Source organism: Streptomyces sp. NPDC037301, assembly GCF_055602785.1.
In genome coordinates this window covers 290,746-305,882 of sequence record NZ_JBVJWD010000004.1, presented here as the reverse complement: position 1 = coordinate 305,882, position 15,137 = coordinate 290,746, and the positions used below count along the sequence as shown (strand labels likewise).

Here is a 15,137-nt window from a genome sequence, read left to right as displayed (position 1 = left end):
CTCTCCGTCGGGTGCTCCGGCCGGTCAGGCCGTGGGGCGGCTGCTGTACGCGTGCAGGCGGGCGCTGCGCACGAGGGACTCGGCGCTCGCGCTGTCGAGCCTGTCGCGGAAGTGGTCGAGGAGGGCGGCGGCCGTCCCGGTCAGATCCGCGTCTTCGAGGGGGCGGGCGGGCAGGGCGAGGCCGGAGGCGAGCAGGGACTGCAGCTCCGCGCGCAGATGCCCGGCGCCGGCCTCACGCAGCGCGATCGTGAGGTGGAGCGAGGGGCCGTCCTCGGTGGCCTGCGCGGTGTGGGCGTAGCCGTTCGGGACGTACAGGACCTCGCCGGGCCGTACGACGGTGTCGAGCAGGACCGGGCCCGGGTCGTCCTCCCGTACGGGCTGCCAGCCCGCGTCGGTGGGGCCGCCGAACACCTGCCAGTGCTTGGCGCCGCTGAGCTGGAGCACGAGGATGTCGCCGTCGTCGCGGTGTACGGCGCCGAAGCGTCCGGGCTGCGAATAGAAGCAGAACGCCTCGGCCAGCCGCCCGAGTTGCTCGGAGAGACCGGCGGTGAGCTGCCGGACCGGCGGGTACCAGTGGTTGACGTAGCGCAGTTGCAGGGTGGCCCGCTCCTCCCGGATCAGCGTCCGTACGCGCTCCGGGTCGAGCCAGCCTTCGATATACCGCCCGGCCACCACGCGTGGCGGGCAGAAGGCCGCCTCCGGCACGGCGCCCGCCGTCGTGAACAGTCCGGCGTAGGGCACTCTCAGGGCGCCCGAGTCGATGAGGTCGTCGAGGTCGGCGGGGGTGAGGATTTCGGTGGGCGGATCGTCCGGCCGCAGCACGACGGGTCCTTGGCGCCACTGCGTACGGAGGAACCGTTCCGCGTCGGAAACACAGCGTTCGAGCCAGTTCACGGCTCACTCTCCTTGCTCACGCTCCGGCTGCGGGGCCCGCCGGCCGGGTGGCAGGCGGGCCCCGTCAGGGCGCTGTCGGGGTCGGATCCGAAGGGGACTCCGGGAGTCGGACGGCTCCGGGGCCGGATGGCCGCCGGGTCAGGTCACTGCCGGGGCCGGCCGGCTGCCGGGGCCGGGTGACTGCCGGCGTCGGACGACTTCCGGAGTCGGACGACTGCCGGGATCAGATGACGTCCGGGTAGCAGTCCCCGCAGCCCGCCTCGACGGAGTGGCTGGGCGCGGAGTCCGACGCGGCGAAGGCGCTCGGGGCGAACATCGAGCCGCCGATGACCGCGGCCGCGGCGACGCCGAGGGCAGCCTTGCGGGACAGGGTCAGGCCGGCCTTGGGCTGGGCGTCGGTCGGCTGCGCGGTGTTCTGCGAGAGGTTCATGAGATCTCCTGTGACATCGGCCGGCCCTGTGAGGACCGGGGTTCTGCCCGGGGCGTTTCCCCTTGGCTGGTCTCAATCCTGGTTTCCGCCCGCCTTCGCCGACAGTGACGAGAGCCCGCTCCCGCATGCACGTGACCCGAGGTCCCGGGAGGGGCGGGCGCGCCGTGACACCGCTGCCGGGCCCCTCGTCAGGAGCCCCCGTCGGCTCGACCCCGTCCGCCCTCCCCTGTGGTCCGCCGAGGCCCTCCACGACCCGTCGGCGACCAGTCGCCATGGCAGAGCTGCTGGGCGTCGGCAGGTACTCCTCCCTGCAGTCCGACGGAACGGACCCGGCTTCCTGGGTGCCGCCTGAAATCCGTTCAGCACCCTGCTCAGCCGGTGGTGGCCGGGCGGTCGGCGGCGGTGATGTGGTCGGTGAAGGACAGGGGGGTGCCCGGCGCCGGGGTGCAGCAGGGCGGTGCCGATCGTGAATCGTCGGCCGATTTAGTCGAGTTCGGGAATATGGACGGTGTCGCCGGAGACGTAGACGGCCTCGTCCTCGTCCGGGGGCACCAGTACGGTGTCCGGCCTCTCGCGCTCACCGGCAGACGTCCCGTCGACGCAGACCCGTACGCCCGAGAAGGTCGCCACGTCACCGCGGCGCTCCCCGACCACCCGTACGTCGTACAGCGCCCGGCCGTCGGGCAGCATCCGGCCGGCCGGCGCGAAGATCTCGGCCGGTCCGGTCACATCGAGTGCGTTGACTCCTGCGAACACCGGGATCACGGCCGGATGCGGGACCGGAGGAGAATTGCTCATGTCCTCAGCCCTCGCTCACGGCCGTAATGTCCGCAGTGGCAGATCTCTGCAATATCCAGCCGCACAGTGGGCCGCCCCGACCAGGTCCAGGTCGACCGTGGAGGGGCCGGCGGACTTGACCGAGGGAGACGCCAGGGCGGCCGGCTCGGGGGCATCGGTCCCGCCGCAGGTCTCACGGCCGCCGATTCCGGAAGATCTCGTTCTCGTACCGATCGCTCCCCGTCACAGCAGAAGGCTCGTGCTGCTCACGCCGGGCGAGCGGCCCCGGTCGCCGCCCGTACGCGCACTTCGAGGACTCCGTGAACAAGCTGCCGCAGTCCCCTGAGTTCCGTAAGGTCCCTATACCGACCTGAATATCCGTCACATCTCGTCGCCGGAGGCCAGGGTGGTGGCCGGGGTGGCGGGGGCGGCGACTCAGCCCCTGATGTGAACATTCCGCGTCAAGAGTGCAACTGGCGTGTTGGTCTTGACATTTACCCGAGAGGCCGATGCTAAGATCATCTTACTTCCAGTGGGCTGATGGCATATGGGGGCATTCCGGGAGGGATGAATTCCTCGGCCCCACTTTCGGAGGGGCCTTCCCTGCGCGGCGCGATCCGTGACTCAACGAGTCCGGGCTGTACCGCGCATGAGGGAGCGTCAAGCCGTTTCCATAGCCATGGCACTTGAAGTGAGTCTCATGACATTTGCACAGGGCCCTCTCTTCTGGGCACTGGTTGTCGTAGCACTGGTCGCTGTGGGTGCCGTCCTGCGGGCTCGCAAGACCAACATCGGACTGCGCAGACAGAACGCCGACCTCCGGGGGGAACGCGACACGCTGCAACGGCAGCGGGATGAACTCCACGTCACCCACAGCGGCCTGCTGCACCGTCAGTCCGTCGAGCTGGCCGAGGTCCGCAAGGACGCCGAGGAGGAGACCAAGGCCGTCCTCAAGGCGGCCGTGCGCACCCTTCAGGGGCTCGCGGACGAGCAGCAGGTGGTCATCGAGAACGCCCAGAAGAAGTACGGCGACGACCCCAACATGCTCGCCGACCTGATGGCCATCGACCACGCCAACAGCCAGTTCGGGCGCCGTGCGCAGGGCATCGCGGTGCTGTGCGGCGGCTGGCTCGGACGCAGGGAGACGGTCGCCTCCGTCTTCGACGTGGCCCGCAGCGCCCAGGGCCGTATCCGGCAGTTCGACCGGGTCCGGGTCAACGGACAGGTCAACTTCTCCGTCGTCAGCAAGGCCGTGGAACCGGTGGCGGTGGTCCTCGCCGAGCTGCTGGCCAACGCCACCAACTACTCCGCGCCCGGCGCTCCGGTGGAGATCAACATCCAGGCCGTCCCGAAGGGCGTCTGCCTCATCGTCGACGACGCCGGTCTCGGCATGGGCCAGGAGGAGAAGGACCGCGCGGCGGCTCTCCTCGCGCCCCGGGCCGCGATCAGCGTCTCCAGCCTGGGCATTCCCCCACAGTTCGGGTTCGCCGTCTCCGGCGTGCTGGCCGCCCGCTACGGGTTCCAGGTCTCGGTGGACTCCGTATCCCCCTATGGAGGCGTACGCGCGGTGGTTCTCCTGCCCGACGAGCTTCTCACCGGCGATGCACCAGCACCCCCGGCGCCCCTTGCGGCCCCCGGTGGCCACAACGCGGATGTGTCGGCGCTCCCCCGCCGCCAGGCACCCACGCCGCCTCCGACTCCCCTGTTCCCTCCGGCCGCACATCCGGCCCCCGCCCCGCAGCCGACGGGGTCCTTCACCACCGCCGGTGGCCTGCCCAAGCGTCGTCGCAAGAGCCCGGTGTCAGTGGTGCCGTCGGCCGAACCCGGGCCGGTGCGCAGCAACGAGGAGACCGCTTCCCGCCTGGGCGCGTTCCAGCGCGGAACACGGACCGGGCGTGACACGACGACGATGGAAGGACCCGAGTTCCAGTGAACCCCGATCTGTCCTGGGTGCTCAACGATGTGCTCCAGGTACCCGGCGCGCGGCACGCGATCCTCGTCTCCGCCGACGGTCTGCTGCTGGCCAACTCCAGTGAGATCGGCCGGGACGACGCGGAGACCGTGGCGGCGGCGATGAGTTCCATGCAGTCGCTGAGCCGGGCCGTCGCCCCCTTCATCGGCGCCCAGACCCCCGGCCGCTGGCACCAGACACTCCTCGAGTACGAGCACGGCTGGATCTTCCTGATCGCTGCCGGTACCGGCGCCTATCTGGCGGCCGCCGCCGCGGCCGACGTGGACATGGAGGCCATGTCCTTCCGTATGCAGCAGCAGGTCGCCGCGCTGGGGAAGGCGATGACCACACCTCCGCGCCAGAACGCCGGAAGCAGCGGCGCATGACGACCCCGGGCGAAGAGCAGGCGGTCAGCAGCGGGTTCGTCCGGTCCTACGTCATCACCGGCGGGCGCGGCCTGCCCGATGCGGAGGGCCTCTCCCTCGTCACTCTGGTCACCATCGCACCCGACCGGCAGCAGCCCCCGAACCCGAGCCCCGAGGTCCGGGCGATCTGGGAGCTGTGCTCCGGCGGCTATCTGTCGGTGGCCGAGGTCGCGGGCCATCTGCAGCTGCCCGTCGGAGTGGCACGGCTGCTGCTGAACGACTTAGCGGATCAGGGTCATCTGATGCGGCGCAAGGCGCCACCGCCGGCTCAGCTCGTTGACAGGAAGATCCTCGAAGAGGTGTTGCATGGACTCCACGTCCGGTTCGGCTGAGAACATCTATGTGCCGGACGCGGTACAGCGTGCGGCGAAGATCCTCGTCGTCGGACACTTCGCCGTGGGCAAGACGACGCTCATCGGCACCCTCTCCGAGATCACTCCGCTGCGCACCGAGGAGAGGATGACGCAGGCCAGTGCCCACATCGACGATCTGCGGGGCGCGCCCGACAAGGTGACGACCACGGTCGCGCTGGACTTCGGCCGTCTGACGCTCAGCGACGAACTGGTGCTGTACCTGTTCGGTACGCCGGGTCAGCAGCGCTTCGTCGAGCTGTGGGAGGACATGGCGCGGGGCTCGCTCGGCGCGCTGCTCCTCGTCGACCCGGCCCGTCTCGCCGACACCTTCCCGGTGATCGATCTCGTCGAGACGTACGGGCTGGAGTACGCGGTCGCGGTCAACAGCTTCGACCCGTACTCCCGGCATGCCGAGGAGGAGTTGCGCGAGGCTCTCGATCTGCTTCCGGACACCCCGGTCGTCTACTGCGACGCCCGGGACGAGAAGTCGTCCGCACAGGCCCTGATCAATCTGGTCCAGCACCTTCTCGTGCGGGTGGCCTGACCTCTGCTCCGTACGTCGGCACGGGGGCCCGAGCCCCGTTTTCCGTCCACCGTCCGGGCCCTGTGAGGCCCGCGATCACACCGAGGAATCACACATGGACTCTCAGCCGGGAGCCACCCCGTACAGCGCCCCCACCGGGTGCCCGATGCACGGTGAGCGGCAGACGTCGCTCTACGGGCCGGAGTTCGCGTCCGATCCGCAGCGTGTGTACGACGAGTTCCGGGCGCACGGGCTCGCCGCTCCGATCGAGCTGGCTCCCGGGGTGGAGGCCACCCTGGTCGTGCAGCACGAGGCCGCGCTCCGGGTCCTGCAGAATCCCTCCTTCTTCGCCCGTGACTCACGGCGGTGGGCGGCGCTGCGGGAGGGCCGCGTACCGCTCGACAGTCCGGTGCTGCCCATGATGGCGTACCGGCCCAACTGCCTGTTCACGGACGGCACCGAGCATCTTCGCCTGCGCAAGGCGGTCACCGAGAGCCTCGGCCGCCTCAACACCACCCGGCTCAGCCGGGATGTCGAGCGCATCGCCGACTACCTCATCGACCAGTTCATCGAACGCGGCAGCGCCGACCTGCTGGGCGACTACGCCAAGCTTCTGCCGCTGCTGCTGTTCAACCAGCTCTTCGGCTGCCCCGGTGACATCGGCGACCGGCTGACCCGTGGCATGTCCGCGATCTTCGACGGCGAGGACGTACTGCGGGCCAACGCCGAGCTGACGGAGTGCCTGATGGAGCTCGTCGCCCTCAAGCGGCGTCAGCCCGGCGAGGACATCACGTCCTGGCTCATCCAGCACCCGGCGGGCCTGCGGGACGAGGAGCTCAAGGACCAGCTCGTCATGCTGATGGGCGCGGGCATCGAGCCGGAACGCAATCTCATCGCCAACGCACTGCTCCTCATGCTGTCCGACGACACCGGGGGTCCGCAGCGGCGAGGGACGGGGATGCTGGTCGAGGACGCCCTCGACGACGTGCTGTGGAACAACCCGCCGATCGCCAACTACGCGACGCACTACCCGGTCCAGGACGTCGACCTCGGCGGAGTGACGCTGAAGGCGAACACCCCCGTACTGATCAGTTTCGCCGCCGCGAACAGCGACCCCGCGCTCACCGATGCCCGCCAGACCCTGAGCAAGGGCGCCCATCTGGCCTGGGGGGCGGGCCCCCACGTCTGCCCGGCGAAGTCCCCCGCACAGCTCATCGCCCTCACCGCGATCGAGAAGATCCTCAACACGGTGCCGGACCTCACCCTCGCCGTGCCGGCCTCGGCGGTCGAATGGCGGCCGGGTCCGTTCCACCGGGCGCTGGTGTCCCTGCCGGTCCGGTTCAGCCCGAGTGCCGCGCGCCATACGGCGACGGCCGCACAGTCGCCCGTTTCGTCCCGGATCGCCGCCTCCGAGGAGGCTCCCGCCGTGCGCTACGACCACATGGAGCCACAGAAGAAGACGAAGGGCTGGTGGAGTTCCTTCCTGGACGTCTTCCGCGTGTGACGGAGGGCCGGCCCATGGGTTCTGACGACTTGTCCGCATAACTGCTCGTCATGCAGGCCGGCATGGGGATCGTTCGAGATATGGCAAGGGGCCAACAAGGCATTCGCCTGTGACACGGGCAACAAAGAACCACGCATGGCACATACATGCGGAGGGGTAGGTTCTGGCCGTAACCATGAGCCCAGGACAAGGAACTCTGCGTGAGCGCAATATGTGGCACAGACAGGCCTGCCACCGTCGACCGCCGTGCCCTCATTTCCCTCCTACGGCGCCTCAAATCGCCGGAGGGGCAGGCTGATCCCTACGCCCTCCTGGGCGAGCTGAGATCCATGGGTGATGTCGTACGCGCTCCCTGGAACGCGTACTTCGTCACCGGCTTCGACACATGCAGCGAGGTACTGCGCGGCCGCAACTGGCTGGCACCGGACTTCGCCTGGCAGGAACGCCAGGCGGATACCGAGCGCTGGGACGCGGTCGCCACGCAGGAGATGACCAAGACGCTCTCGCGCCTCAACGCGCCGGAGCACACCTGCCAGCGGCGGAGCCTCGGCAACCTCTTCGACCGCTCCACCATCCAACGGCTGACCCCGCAGGTCGAGGAGCACGTCACCCGGCTTCTCGACGAGCTGGCCGACAAACTGCGCTGGGGCGAGACCGACTTCGTCAGTACGGTCAGCGAGCAGCTCCCGATCAGCACCATCGGCTCCTGGCTGGGGATCCCGCCCGAGGACTACTCCCACATCCTGGAGATCACCCACAACCAGGTGCACGCCCAGGAGCTGCTGCCCACCAGGAGCGAGCTCGCCGTGTCCGCCGAGGCGACCGTTCATCTGCGCGCGTACTTCACCGACCTGGTGAAACAGCGCCGCGCGAACCCCGGCAACGATGTCCTGACCGGCTGGATACACACCTGGGACGCCATGGAACCCGACCGTGAGGCGGCGGACGAGATCCTCTACCGTCTCACCATGTTCGTCACCATCGCCTCTCTGGAGACCACCGCGACGCTGCTGTCGACCATGGTGGGGCTGCTGCTGAGGGAGCCCGGCCGGTGGGCATGGCTCGCGGAGCACCCCGGATACATCGACGCCGCCGTCGACGAGGCCCTCCGGTACGACCCGCCCATCCACATCAACACCCGGATCGCCGCCGACGACACGGTCCTGGCGGGCGTGCCGATCGCGAAGGACAGCATGGTCCACGTCATGTACGGGGCCGCCAACCACGACCCCCGACGCAACGAGGACCCGGATTCCTTCGACATCGAGCGCACCGGCACCCACCTCACCTTCGGGGGCGGTGTGCACTACTGCCTGGGCGCGGCCCTCGCCCGCCTTGAGGCACGCACGCTCCTGACCCAGCTCCTGAAACGTTTCCCCACCCTGCGCGCCGTCACGGGGCCCAATTACGCGTCCCGTCTGGTCTTCAGGCGTGTGACCTCGCTGGGCGTGGCGATTTGAAGCTCTCGCTCCCCGACTACCTGTCCCCGTACCGGCGGCCGAGCACGGTACGCACCGTGCGCGAGGGCCCCGTCCTGCGCGTGGAGCTGAACCGCCCCGACACCGGCAACGCGGTCACCGAGGCGATGCTGGACGATCTGCTGACGGTCCTGGCCGTACCGGACCCCGACGTCCGGGTGCTGGTGCTCAGCGGTGCCGGGGACGACTTCTGCCTGGGCGGGGACCGGAACGAGTTCGCCGACTGGCTCGACCAGGACCCCACCGGGCGGGGCATCCGGATCGCGGGCGACAAGGCCCGCCGCGTCTGCGAGGCGATCTCCACCAGCCAGGCGGTCACCATCGCCAGGATCCAGGGCAAGGCGATCGGCGCGGGACTGGCGCTGGCCCTCGCCTGCGATCTGCGCGTCGGCGCCGACACCGCCGGTTTCCGGCTGCCGGAGCTGGCGCTCGGGCTGCCCACCGCCTGGGGCGGCGTGCTGCCCCGACTGATCCATGAGGTGGGCGCCGCCCGTGCGCGCGAACTCATCCTGACCGGCCGCGCCTTCGACGCCGCCGAGGCGTACGAACTGTCGGTCCTCCAGCGCATCGTGCCCGCGGACGCGCTCGACGAGGCGGTCACCGCGTGGACCAAGCCCATCGTGCGCCGCCCCGAGGCCGCCCTGCGCGTCACGAAGGCACTGCTCAACTCGTACGCCGCCCCGACGCGCCTGGCCGATCCGTCCGTCCTGGACGCGGAGCTGATGGCCACCGTCGCGGCCGCGACCCGCCGGACCCGCGACGCCGGGGGGACCGGAGCGAGGCGCTAGGCCCGAGGCGAGCAACCGGCGCTACCGGGCGGCGGCAAGACGGTCGAGGACGTGCCGGATGCCGGGGTGCCGGTCCGTTCCCGCGTGGTACAGGGCGAACGGGACGAGAAAGCGGGAACCCAGCGCATCCAGAAGGATGCGCCAGAACGCAGCAGTGGGTCCAGGACTCACTCATGCGCACTGGTCAGGAACGGTACGAGTGCGACTCCCGCACGCCGGGCGACCAGGGCGCACAGCACGGCGAAGTCGCTCGCCACAGCCACCGGCCGGGGCCGTCCTCAACCGGCGGCCACGCACCCCCGGCCCCCCGGGCCGGCCGCCCCGTACCTCCATCGACACCACCGCCCGCCACGGTCACGCGCCGTCATTCATGACCGCGGGAGTGGACCGGGGCGGATGGTTGCACAGCCTGCCGGTGACATCGAACACAGAGCTTTTCGTGGCTCAGGGCACTGCTTAGTAGATGCCACCTCGACGACATGGTGCCGTTTGTCCGCCTTGGCGCAGATATGCACGTGCGAGCTAGGCCAGCATGCGGCCCGCTCGTCGTTCTCGCCCGTTCGACGGGCGAGAGAGGGCTTCTGACGGGGCGACAGCGCATCCCGAAGCGTGCCGGCCGTCGTCGGCACGCTCGTGCGCCCGTTTCAAGCGCCGTCCGGAACTACGGACGGAGGTAGTACTTCCGCTTGTTGCCCCGCCCCGAACGCCGTTCCAAGAATGACGACCGCAAGGCGCCTGCGAGCCAGGGCGCGGGAGCGCGCGGAGCTGCTCCGCGACTATCGAGCGAGGTCACACGCATGAGGAAGCACCGCAGGAAGACGTCCTACCGGAAGATCACCGTCGCTGTCGTCGCCGTGGGAGCCGTGGCTGTGCCCTCTGCCGCCATGGCCTGCTTCGACCCCCACGAGAAGCCGGCTGCGGAGGCGTGGCGGACCCACGCCGCACACCGCACCGCACATTGGGGCGCACCGAAGCCCGCCACACCCGCGAGCGCACCGAAGCCCGCCGCATCCACAAGCGCACCGAAGCCCGCCGCTCCGGCGTCCGGTGCCGCCGCCCGCATATTGACGCTCGTCAACAGCGAGCGCTCCAAGGCCGGTTGCTCGCCGCTGACCATGAACGCGAAGCTGACGAAGGCCGCCCAGGACCACAGCACGGACATGGCTTCCCACCGGAACATGTCCCACACCGGCTCCGACGGCTCGGCCCCGGGCGACCGGATCACGCGCGCCGGTTACCAGTGGAGTGCGTACGGCGAGAACGTCGCCTACGGCTACACCACCCCCGAGAGCGTCATGGCGGGCTGGATGGACAGTCCCGGCCACAAGCGCAACATCCTCGACTGCTCGTTCAAGGAGATCGGCGTGGGCCTCGCGCAGCCCGGCAGCTACTGGACGCAGGACTTCGGAACGGCCCGATAGGACTTCGGAAACGGTCCGATAATCAGCCCACTTCACCGCGAACGCGGTGAAGTGGGCCCAGTCGTGTCCGGATTCCGGTCCCACGGACGGTCAGCGATACCGCCCTGGGCTGCCCCTTCCCTGCTGCTGTCCGCCAAGCCAAGCCACTTGAGGGAATCGTCGACGAAATTCTCGACCTCACTCCTGCGAGTCTGCAATGCACCAAGCGATCAAAAGTCTTCACTTATAGGGAAATGTCTGACACCCGTCACTGACAACAGGGAACGATGCGGGATTGCTCGTCGCAGTGTGGACCAGGTGCGGACCGCCGGAGGCGGCTAGGACACCGGAGGCCGGGCTACGTGCAGGTCGTTCACGAGTCAGACGCTTCCCGCAGCACCCTCTTGAAGCCGTTCCCACGCGAACATCGAGTATCGAGTGAGGTCACACACATGAGGAAGCACCACGCGAAGAGGTCCCGCCGACGGATGGCCATTGCTGTCGTCACCTTGGGAGTCGTGGGAACCCTGGGCGTCACGGAAACCGCAGAAGCCGCGGGTGTGCCCTCCGCCGCCGCCTCGGCCGTCTTCGGCGCTCGTGCGAAGGAAGCCGCCCGCCTGCTGAAGCTCGTCAACAGCGCGCGCAGCGCGGTCGGTTGCTCGCCGCTGACGTTGAACGCGAAACTCATGAAGGCCGCCCGGAAGCACAGCGCGGACATGGCTTCCCACCGGAACATGTCCCACACCGGCTCCGACGGCTCGGCCCCGGGCGACCGGATCACGCACGCCGGATACGACCGGAGCGCGTACGGCGAGAACGTCGCCTACGGCTACACCACCCCCGAGAGCGTCATGGCGGGCTGGATGAGCAGCCCCGGCCACAAGCGCAACATCCTCGACTGCTCGTTCAAGGAGATCGGCGTGGGCCTCGCGCAGCCCGGCAACTACTGGACCCAGGACTTCGGACAGCCCGACAGGCAATCCGCCCAGTAGGCGCCCCGCTCAGCAGACACCCCTCTCAGTCGCAGGGTTCCGCCGTCGTCTTCGCCGGCCTCACCGTCGTCATCGCCCTGGCGGGCCTGTCCGTGGTCGGCATTCCCGTCCTCACCAAGATGGGCCTCGCCGCGGCGAGCACCGTCGTGATCGCCGGCCTGGTCGCGATGACCCTGCTGCCCGCGCTGCTCGCCCTCCTCGGCGACCGGGCGTGGTGGCTGCCCCGGTGGCTGGGGAAGGTCGTGCCGCAGGTAGATGTCGAGGGCGATTGCGCGGTGACCATCCGGGTATTGCCGGCCGATGACCAGGCGCTGCCGGCCGGGATCTTGCGGCTGCTGATCGACTCCCACGACGACATGGAGGTCGTCGGCGGACGGCCGGGAGGCGGTGGCGCGGGCCCGCGCCACCACCGCGGGTCCGCTCCTGGACCGCTGACGTCACGGTCATGGCCCCGACCGGCATGCGCACTCGTGCGTACGGTGTACGCCACCAGGGTCGGCGGCCCCGGTTCCAGCGCGCGGGCAGGCGGTCGGCTGGCTAGCGTGAAAAGCCGGACAACCCCACCGAGCACGAAGGAGTCGACGTCATGGCTGTACACCCGGAGGGCACGCCGTGCTGGGCCGACGCGATGTTCCCCGACCTCGACGGAGCGAAGAGCTTCTACGGTGATGTGCTGGGCTGGACGTTCGGCGAGTCCTCGTCCGAGTTCGGCGACTACACGCAGGCGTACGCCGACGGCAAGGCGGTCGCCGCCGTCGTGCCCCCGATGCCCGGCCAGGAGGGACAGTCGGCCTGGTGTCTGTATCTCGCCTCACCGGACGCCGCCGTCACCGCCGCGAAGATCCGCGAGAACGGCGGCGAGGCGCTGATGGACCCCATGGAGGTGGGCGAGTTCGGCACGATGCTGCTGGCCCGTGACCCCAGCGGTGTCGTCTTCGGCGTGTGGCAGGCGGGCAGCCATGAGGGCTTCGAGGCCCAGGGCGTGCCCGGTGCGTTCTGCTGGGCCGAGGTCTTCACCCGGGAGCCCGAGAAGTCGGACGCCTTCTTCTCCGCCGTCTTCCCGTACAGCATGGTGAAGATGGAGGACGACGCCGTCGACTTCAGGATGTTCAACCTCGGTGACAAGACGGTCATGGGGCGGATGAAGATGGGCGACGAATTCCCGCCCGAGGTGCCGCCCCACATGAATGTGTACTTCACCGTCGCGGACTGCGACGCGGCCGTGGCGAAGGCGACCGAGCGCGGCGCGATCCTGCGGTTCGGCCCGATGACCATGCCCTTCGGCCGCTTCGCCGCGCTGACGGACCCGCAGGGCGCGGCGTTCTCCGTGATCGACGTCGACACGACCGAGGGCGAGGTGCCCAAGACGTCCCCGGTGTCCTGACCTCCGGGACCACTCGTCCGTGCCCGGGTTCTCGCCGCGAAGGCGACGGTGGTCACCGGGCGGGGCCGCCGTGGCGGCGGGCACACTCGCGGTCCTCGGCTCACTGCTGGCCGGCCGTCTCCTCCTCCCCGGCAACGGCTTCGGCACGGCCGCACTCTCCCTCACCGAGCCCCCGACCCTGCGTGCCGCCGCGGGCTCGGTGCTCTACCTCGCCCTGATCGCCCTGCTCTCCCTGGGGACGGCGACAGTCGTACGGGACACGGCCGGGGCGATCACGGCCGTGCTCGGCCTGCTGTACGCCTTTCCCGTGGTGGCGCTGATGGCCGCCGACGAGACCTGGCGGGAGCGCCTGCAGGAGCTCGCCCCCTCGTCGGCGGGCCTGGCGGTCCAGGCCACCCAGAACCTCGACGCCCTGCCGATCGCCCCCCTGGCCGGGCCTCGGCGTTCTTGCGGCCTGGGCGGGAGCGGCGCTGCCGGCGGGGGCGGCGATGTTCCGGCTGCGGGACGCGTGAGGGGCGGTTGCCCCGGCTTCCTCACGCCCCCAGCCGCTCCAGCAGAGCGGGGAGATCGGCGAAGGAGTCAATCACCTGGTCAGGGGTGCCGTCGGCCGCCCGGTGTGTCTCGGGGAGGTATTTGCCGGTCCTGACGAGTACGCCGGTGAGCCCGGCGCGCTGGGCCGCCAGGACATCCGACTCGATGTCGTCGCCGACCATCAGTGCGTGCGGCGCGCCGGCGCCGAGGTGTGCCAGGGCCGTGGCGAAGAACGACCCGGCGGGTTTGCCGGTGATCTCCGCCTCGACGCGGGCGGCTCGCTCCAGCCCCAGGAGGAAGGCCCCCGTGTCGAGGTCGAGCCCGGCGGCCGTGCGCCAGTACATGTTCCGGTGCATGGCGACGAGCCGGGCACCGCGCTGCACATGGCGGAAGGCGCGGTTGAGCGCCGTGTAGGTGAAGGCGTCCCCGGCCCCGCCGAGGACGACGACATCCGGCGCCCCGCCATGAGCCGAACCGGACTCCTCCTCGTCCGCGTCCTCGTCGACGAGTGTCACGCCCGTCAGATCGGCCCGGACGTCGCCGGTGTTGATCAGCAGGCAGCGGGCTCCGGGATAGTGTTCCCGCAGGTGAGCGGCGGTGACGGCGGGAGCGGTGAGAATGTCGTCGGCGGAGACGGGGAAACCCTCGCCCACCAGTTTCTCGGCGATCGAGGCGCGGGTGCGGGAGGTGGTGTTGGTGACCAGCGCCAACGGGAGACCCGCCTCGCGCAGCCGCTCCATGGCCGCCACGGTGCCGGGCAGCGCCTTCCAGGACACCGTGAGCACACCGTCGATGTCGATCAGGACCGCTCCGATTCGTCCCATGCAACCGACCCTGCCCGAGTTGCGCGGCCGCCGCACATGGAGTTGTTTCTAAGTAGGGAACCAGGTGGGGTGCGTACCCGCGTGGTCCCTCGCTCTCCCCTGGTTGGGGGTGGACAACCGTGCTGTTCGCCGATCGCGAGGATGCGGGACAGCAGCTGGCCGAGGCGCTCCGGCACCTGGAGCGGGAGAACCCCGTCGTGCTGGGCCTGCCCCGCGGCGGAGTTCCGGTGGCCTTCCAGGTGGCGCAGATGCTCGGTGCCCAGCTCGATGTGATCGTGGTCCGCAAACTCGGCGTGCCGCACCACGAGGAAGTGGCGTTCGGCGCCATCGGCGAGGGCGGGGTGCGGGTCATCAACGAGGACGTCGTCAGCCACCTCTGGGCCGGGAAGCAGGATCTCGCGGCGGTCGAGCGGGTCGAGGCGGCGGAGCTCGTACGCCGGGGGCAGACCTACCGCGCGGGCAGGCCGCGGACGCCGCTCGAAGGCCGGACCGTCATCGTCGTGGACGACGGCGTCGCGACCGGCGCCACGGCCGAGGCCGCCTGCCGGGTGGTACGGGCGCAGAACCCGGCACGTCTGCTGGCGGCGGTGCCTGTGGCGCCACCGGACGCGGTCGCCCGGCTGCGACGGTGTGCGGACGAGGTGGTGTGTCTGTCCACGCCGCGCCTGTTCTTCGCCGTCGGCGAGTGGTACCGGGACTTTTCGCAGACCTCCGACGAAGAGGTCGTCTCCCTGCTGGCACAGGCCCGGTACACCGGACAGGTGCCGCCCGGCAGCGACTGAGCGGCCGCCGGCCGGGCCGCCCCCGTCTGTGAAGCAGGCGGAGCGAAGGACGTCCGCGACTGCGCGGAGCCGCCCCGCACCGGGCGCCGCCCCGCGCAGTC

Annotated in this window: 16 protein-coding genes and 2 pseudogenes; 13 read left to right on the top strand and 5 right to left on the bottom strand. The window is 70.0% G+C overall.

What is annotated here, in order from left to right:
* Positions 1 to 24: 24 nt before the first annotated feature.
* The 3 genes from ACZ7IB_RS10190 to ACZ7IB_RS10180 form a co-directional block, all read right to left on the bottom strand.
* Entirely contained in the window at positions 25 to 894 is an 870-nt protein-coding gene (locus ACZ7IB_RS10190) for a JmjC domain-containing protein (RefSeq protein WP_470911002.1), read from the bottom strand.
* 223 nt (positions 895 to 1,117) lie between these two features.
* Positions 1,118 to 1,324 carry a hypothetical protein gene (locus ACZ7IB_RS10185; protein ID WP_266360070.1) on the bottom strand — a complete coding sequence of 69 codons (207 nt, stop codon included), beginning with the start codon at positions 1,322 to 1,324 and terminating at the stop codon, positions 1,118 to 1,120.
* A 483-nt stretch (positions 1,325 to 1,807) separates the two neighbouring features.
* Complete coding sequence (locus tag ACZ7IB_RS10180; RefSeq protein ID WP_470910999.1) at positions 1,808 to 2,122, bottom strand: hypothetical protein; 315 nt, start codon at positions 2,120 to 2,122, stop codon at positions 1,808 to 1,810.
* A gap of 679 nt (positions 2,123 to 2,801) precedes the next feature.
* Between ACZ7IB_RS10180 and ACZ7IB_RS10175 the strand changes: the two genes are divergently transcribed.
* The 7 genes from ACZ7IB_RS10175 to ACZ7IB_RS10145 all read left to right on the top strand — a co-directional run bounded on the left by ACZ7IB_RS10175 (position 2,802) and on the right by ACZ7IB_RS10145 (position 9,123).
* The gene (locus ACZ7IB_RS10175) at positions 2,802 to 4,034 is read left to right on the top strand and encodes an ATP-binding protein (protein ID WP_470910997.1); all 1,233 of its coding nucleotides are present in this window, start codon (positions 2,802 to 2,804) and stop codon (positions 4,032 to 4,034) included.
* A complete protein-coding gene (locus ACZ7IB_RS10170) occupies positions 4,031 to 4,438 on the top strand; it encodes a roadblock/LC7 domain-containing protein (RefSeq protein WP_401996448.1) in 408 nt (135 codons plus the stop codon). The genes ACZ7IB_RS10175 and ACZ7IB_RS10170 overlap by 4 nt, the downstream gene beginning before the upstream one ends.
* Positions 4,435 to 4,809 (top strand): DUF742 domain-containing protein, encoded by a 375-nt coding sequence (locus tag ACZ7IB_RS10165; protein WP_470910993.1) that lies wholly within the window; start codon positions 4,435 to 4,437, stop codon positions 4,807 to 4,809. The genes ACZ7IB_RS10170 and ACZ7IB_RS10165 overlap by 4 nt, the downstream gene beginning before the upstream one ends.
* Positions 4,784 to 5,374, top strand: a complete 591-nt coding sequence (locus tag ACZ7IB_RS10160; RefSeq protein ID WP_470910992.1) for a GTP-binding protein — start codon at positions 4,784 to 4,786, stop codon at positions 5,372 to 5,374. Before ACZ7IB_RS10165 ends, ACZ7IB_RS10160 begins: the two co-directional genes overlap by 26 nt.
* 94 nt (positions 5,375 to 5,468) lie before the next feature.
* Positions 5,469 to 6,857 carry a cytochrome P450 gene (locus ACZ7IB_RS10155; protein WP_470910990.1) on the top strand — a complete coding sequence of 463 codons (1,389 nt, stop codon included), beginning with the start codon at positions 5,469 to 5,471 and terminating at the stop codon, positions 6,855 to 6,857.
* A gap of 329 nt (positions 6,858 to 7,186) precedes the next feature.
* Positions 7,187 to 8,317, top strand: coding sequence for a cytochrome P450 (locus ACZ7IB_RS10150; RefSeq protein WP_470911186.1), 1,131 nt, complete (start codon positions 7,187 to 7,189; stop codon positions 8,315 to 8,317).
* The gene (locus ACZ7IB_RS10145) at positions 8,314 to 9,123 is read left to right on the top strand and encodes an enoyl-CoA hydratase/isomerase family protein (protein ID WP_470910987.1); all 810 of its coding nucleotides are present in this window, start codon (positions 8,314 to 8,316) and stop codon (positions 9,121 to 9,123) included. The genes ACZ7IB_RS10150 and ACZ7IB_RS10145 overlap by 4 nt, the downstream gene beginning before the upstream one ends.
* Before the next feature lie 21 nt (positions 9,124 to 9,144).
* Here the strand turns inward: ACZ7IB_RS10145 and ACZ7IB_RS10140 are convergent, their stop codons facing one another.
* Positions 9,145 to 9,294 carry a hypothetical protein gene (locus ACZ7IB_RS10140; RefSeq protein WP_470910985.1) on the bottom strand — a complete coding sequence of 50 codons (150 nt, stop codon included), beginning with the start codon at positions 9,292 to 9,294 and terminating at the stop codon, positions 9,145 to 9,147.
* Positions 9,295 to 9,920: 626 nt separating this feature from the next.
* Here ACZ7IB_RS10140 and ACZ7IB_RS10135 point away from each other — a divergent pair.
* From ACZ7IB_RS10135 to ACZ7IB_RS10115, 5 genes and pseudogenes are all read left to right on the top strand, one after another.
* A complete protein-coding gene (locus ACZ7IB_RS10135; protein ID WP_470910983.1) occupies positions 9,921 to 10,544 on the top strand; it encodes a CAP domain-containing protein in 624 nt (207 codons plus the stop codon).
* Between the two features lie 431 nt (positions 10,545 to 10,975).
* Positions 10,976 to 11,515 carry a CAP domain-containing protein gene (locus tag ACZ7IB_RS10130; protein ID WP_470910979.1) on the top strand — a complete coding sequence of 180 codons (540 nt, stop codon included), beginning with the start codon at positions 10,976 to 10,978 and terminating at the stop codon, positions 11,513 to 11,515.
* 35 nt (positions 11,516 to 11,550) lie between these two features.
* Positions 11,551 to 11,724: pseudogene (locus tag ACZ7IB_RS10125) on the top strand (MMPL family transporter); the annotation flags it as partial.
* A gap of 377 nt (positions 11,725 to 12,101) precedes the next feature.
* Positions 12,102 to 12,899 carry a VOC family protein gene (locus ACZ7IB_RS10120; RefSeq protein ID WP_470910977.1) on the top strand — a complete coding sequence of 266 codons (798 nt, stop codon included), beginning with the start codon at positions 12,102 to 12,104 and terminating at the stop codon, positions 12,897 to 12,899.
* Between the two features lie 70 nt (positions 12,900 to 12,969).
* The gene (locus tag ACZ7IB_RS10115; protein WP_470910975.1) at positions 12,970 to 13,545 is read left to right on the top strand and encodes a hypothetical protein; all 576 of its coding nucleotides are present in this window, start codon (positions 12,970 to 12,972) and stop codon (positions 13,543 to 13,545) included.
* Here ACZ7IB_RS10115 and ACZ7IB_RS10110 read toward each other — a convergent pair.
* Entirely contained in the window at positions 13,433 to 14,254 is an 822-nt protein-coding gene (locus ACZ7IB_RS10110; RefSeq protein ID WP_470910972.1) for an HAD-IIA family hydrolase, read from the bottom strand. The genes ACZ7IB_RS10115 and ACZ7IB_RS10110 overlap by 113 nt on opposite strands.
* Before the next feature lie 119 nt (positions 14,255 to 14,373).
* Between ACZ7IB_RS10110 and ACZ7IB_RS10105 the strand changes: the two are divergent.
* A pseudogene (locus tag ACZ7IB_RS10105) lies at positions 14,374 to 15,000 on the top strand (phosphoribosyltransferase); the annotation flags it as partial.
* Positions 15,001 to 15,137 lie beyond the last annotated feature (137 nt).

Excerpts from the sequence above, each read along its gene's own strand:
- ACZ7IB_RS10185 (WP_266360070.1), bottom strand. The coding sequence starts at position 1,324 with ATGAACCTCTCGCAGAACACCGCGCAGCCGACCGACGCCCAGCCCAAG.
- ACZ7IB_RS10180 (WP_470910999.1), bottom strand. The coding sequence starts at position 2,122 with ATGAGCAATTCTCCTCCGGTCCCGCATCCGGCCGTGATCCCGGTGTTC.
- ACZ7IB_RS10175 (WP_470910997.1), top strand. The coding sequence starts at position 2,802 with ATGACATTTGCACAGGGCCCTCTCTTCTGGGCACTGGTTGTCGTAGCA.
- ACZ7IB_RS10165 (WP_470910993.1), top strand. The coding sequence starts at position 4,435 with ATGACGACCCCGGGCGAAGAGCAGGCGGTCAGCAGCGGGTTCGTCCGG.
- ACZ7IB_RS10160 (WP_470910992.1), top strand. The coding sequence starts at position 4,784 with ATGGACTCCACGTCCGGTTCGGCTGAGAACATCTATGTGCCGGACGCG.
- ACZ7IB_RS10155 (WP_470910990.1), top strand. The coding sequence starts at position 5,469 with ATGGACTCTCAGCCGGGAGCCACCCCGTACAGCGCCCCCACCGGGTGC.
- ACZ7IB_RS10150 (WP_470911186.1), top strand. The coding sequence starts at position 7,187 with ATGGGTGATGTCGTACGCGCTCCCTGGAACGCGTACTTCGTCACCGGC.
- ACZ7IB_RS10135 (WP_470910983.1), top strand. The coding sequence starts at position 9,921 with ATGAGGAAGCACCGCAGGAAGACGTCCTACCGGAAGATCACCGTCGCT.
- ACZ7IB_RS10130 (WP_470910979.1), top strand. The coding sequence starts at position 10,976 with ATGAGGAAGCACCACGCGAAGAGGTCCCGCCGACGGATGGCCATTGCT.
- ACZ7IB_RS10120 (WP_470910977.1), top strand. The coding sequence starts at position 12,102 with ATGGCTGTACACCCGGAGGGCACGCCGTGCTGGGCCGACGCGATGTTC.
- ACZ7IB_RS10110 (WP_470910972.1), bottom strand. The coding sequence starts at position 14,254 with ATGGGACGAATCGGAGCGGTCCTGATCGACATCGACGGTGTGCTCACG.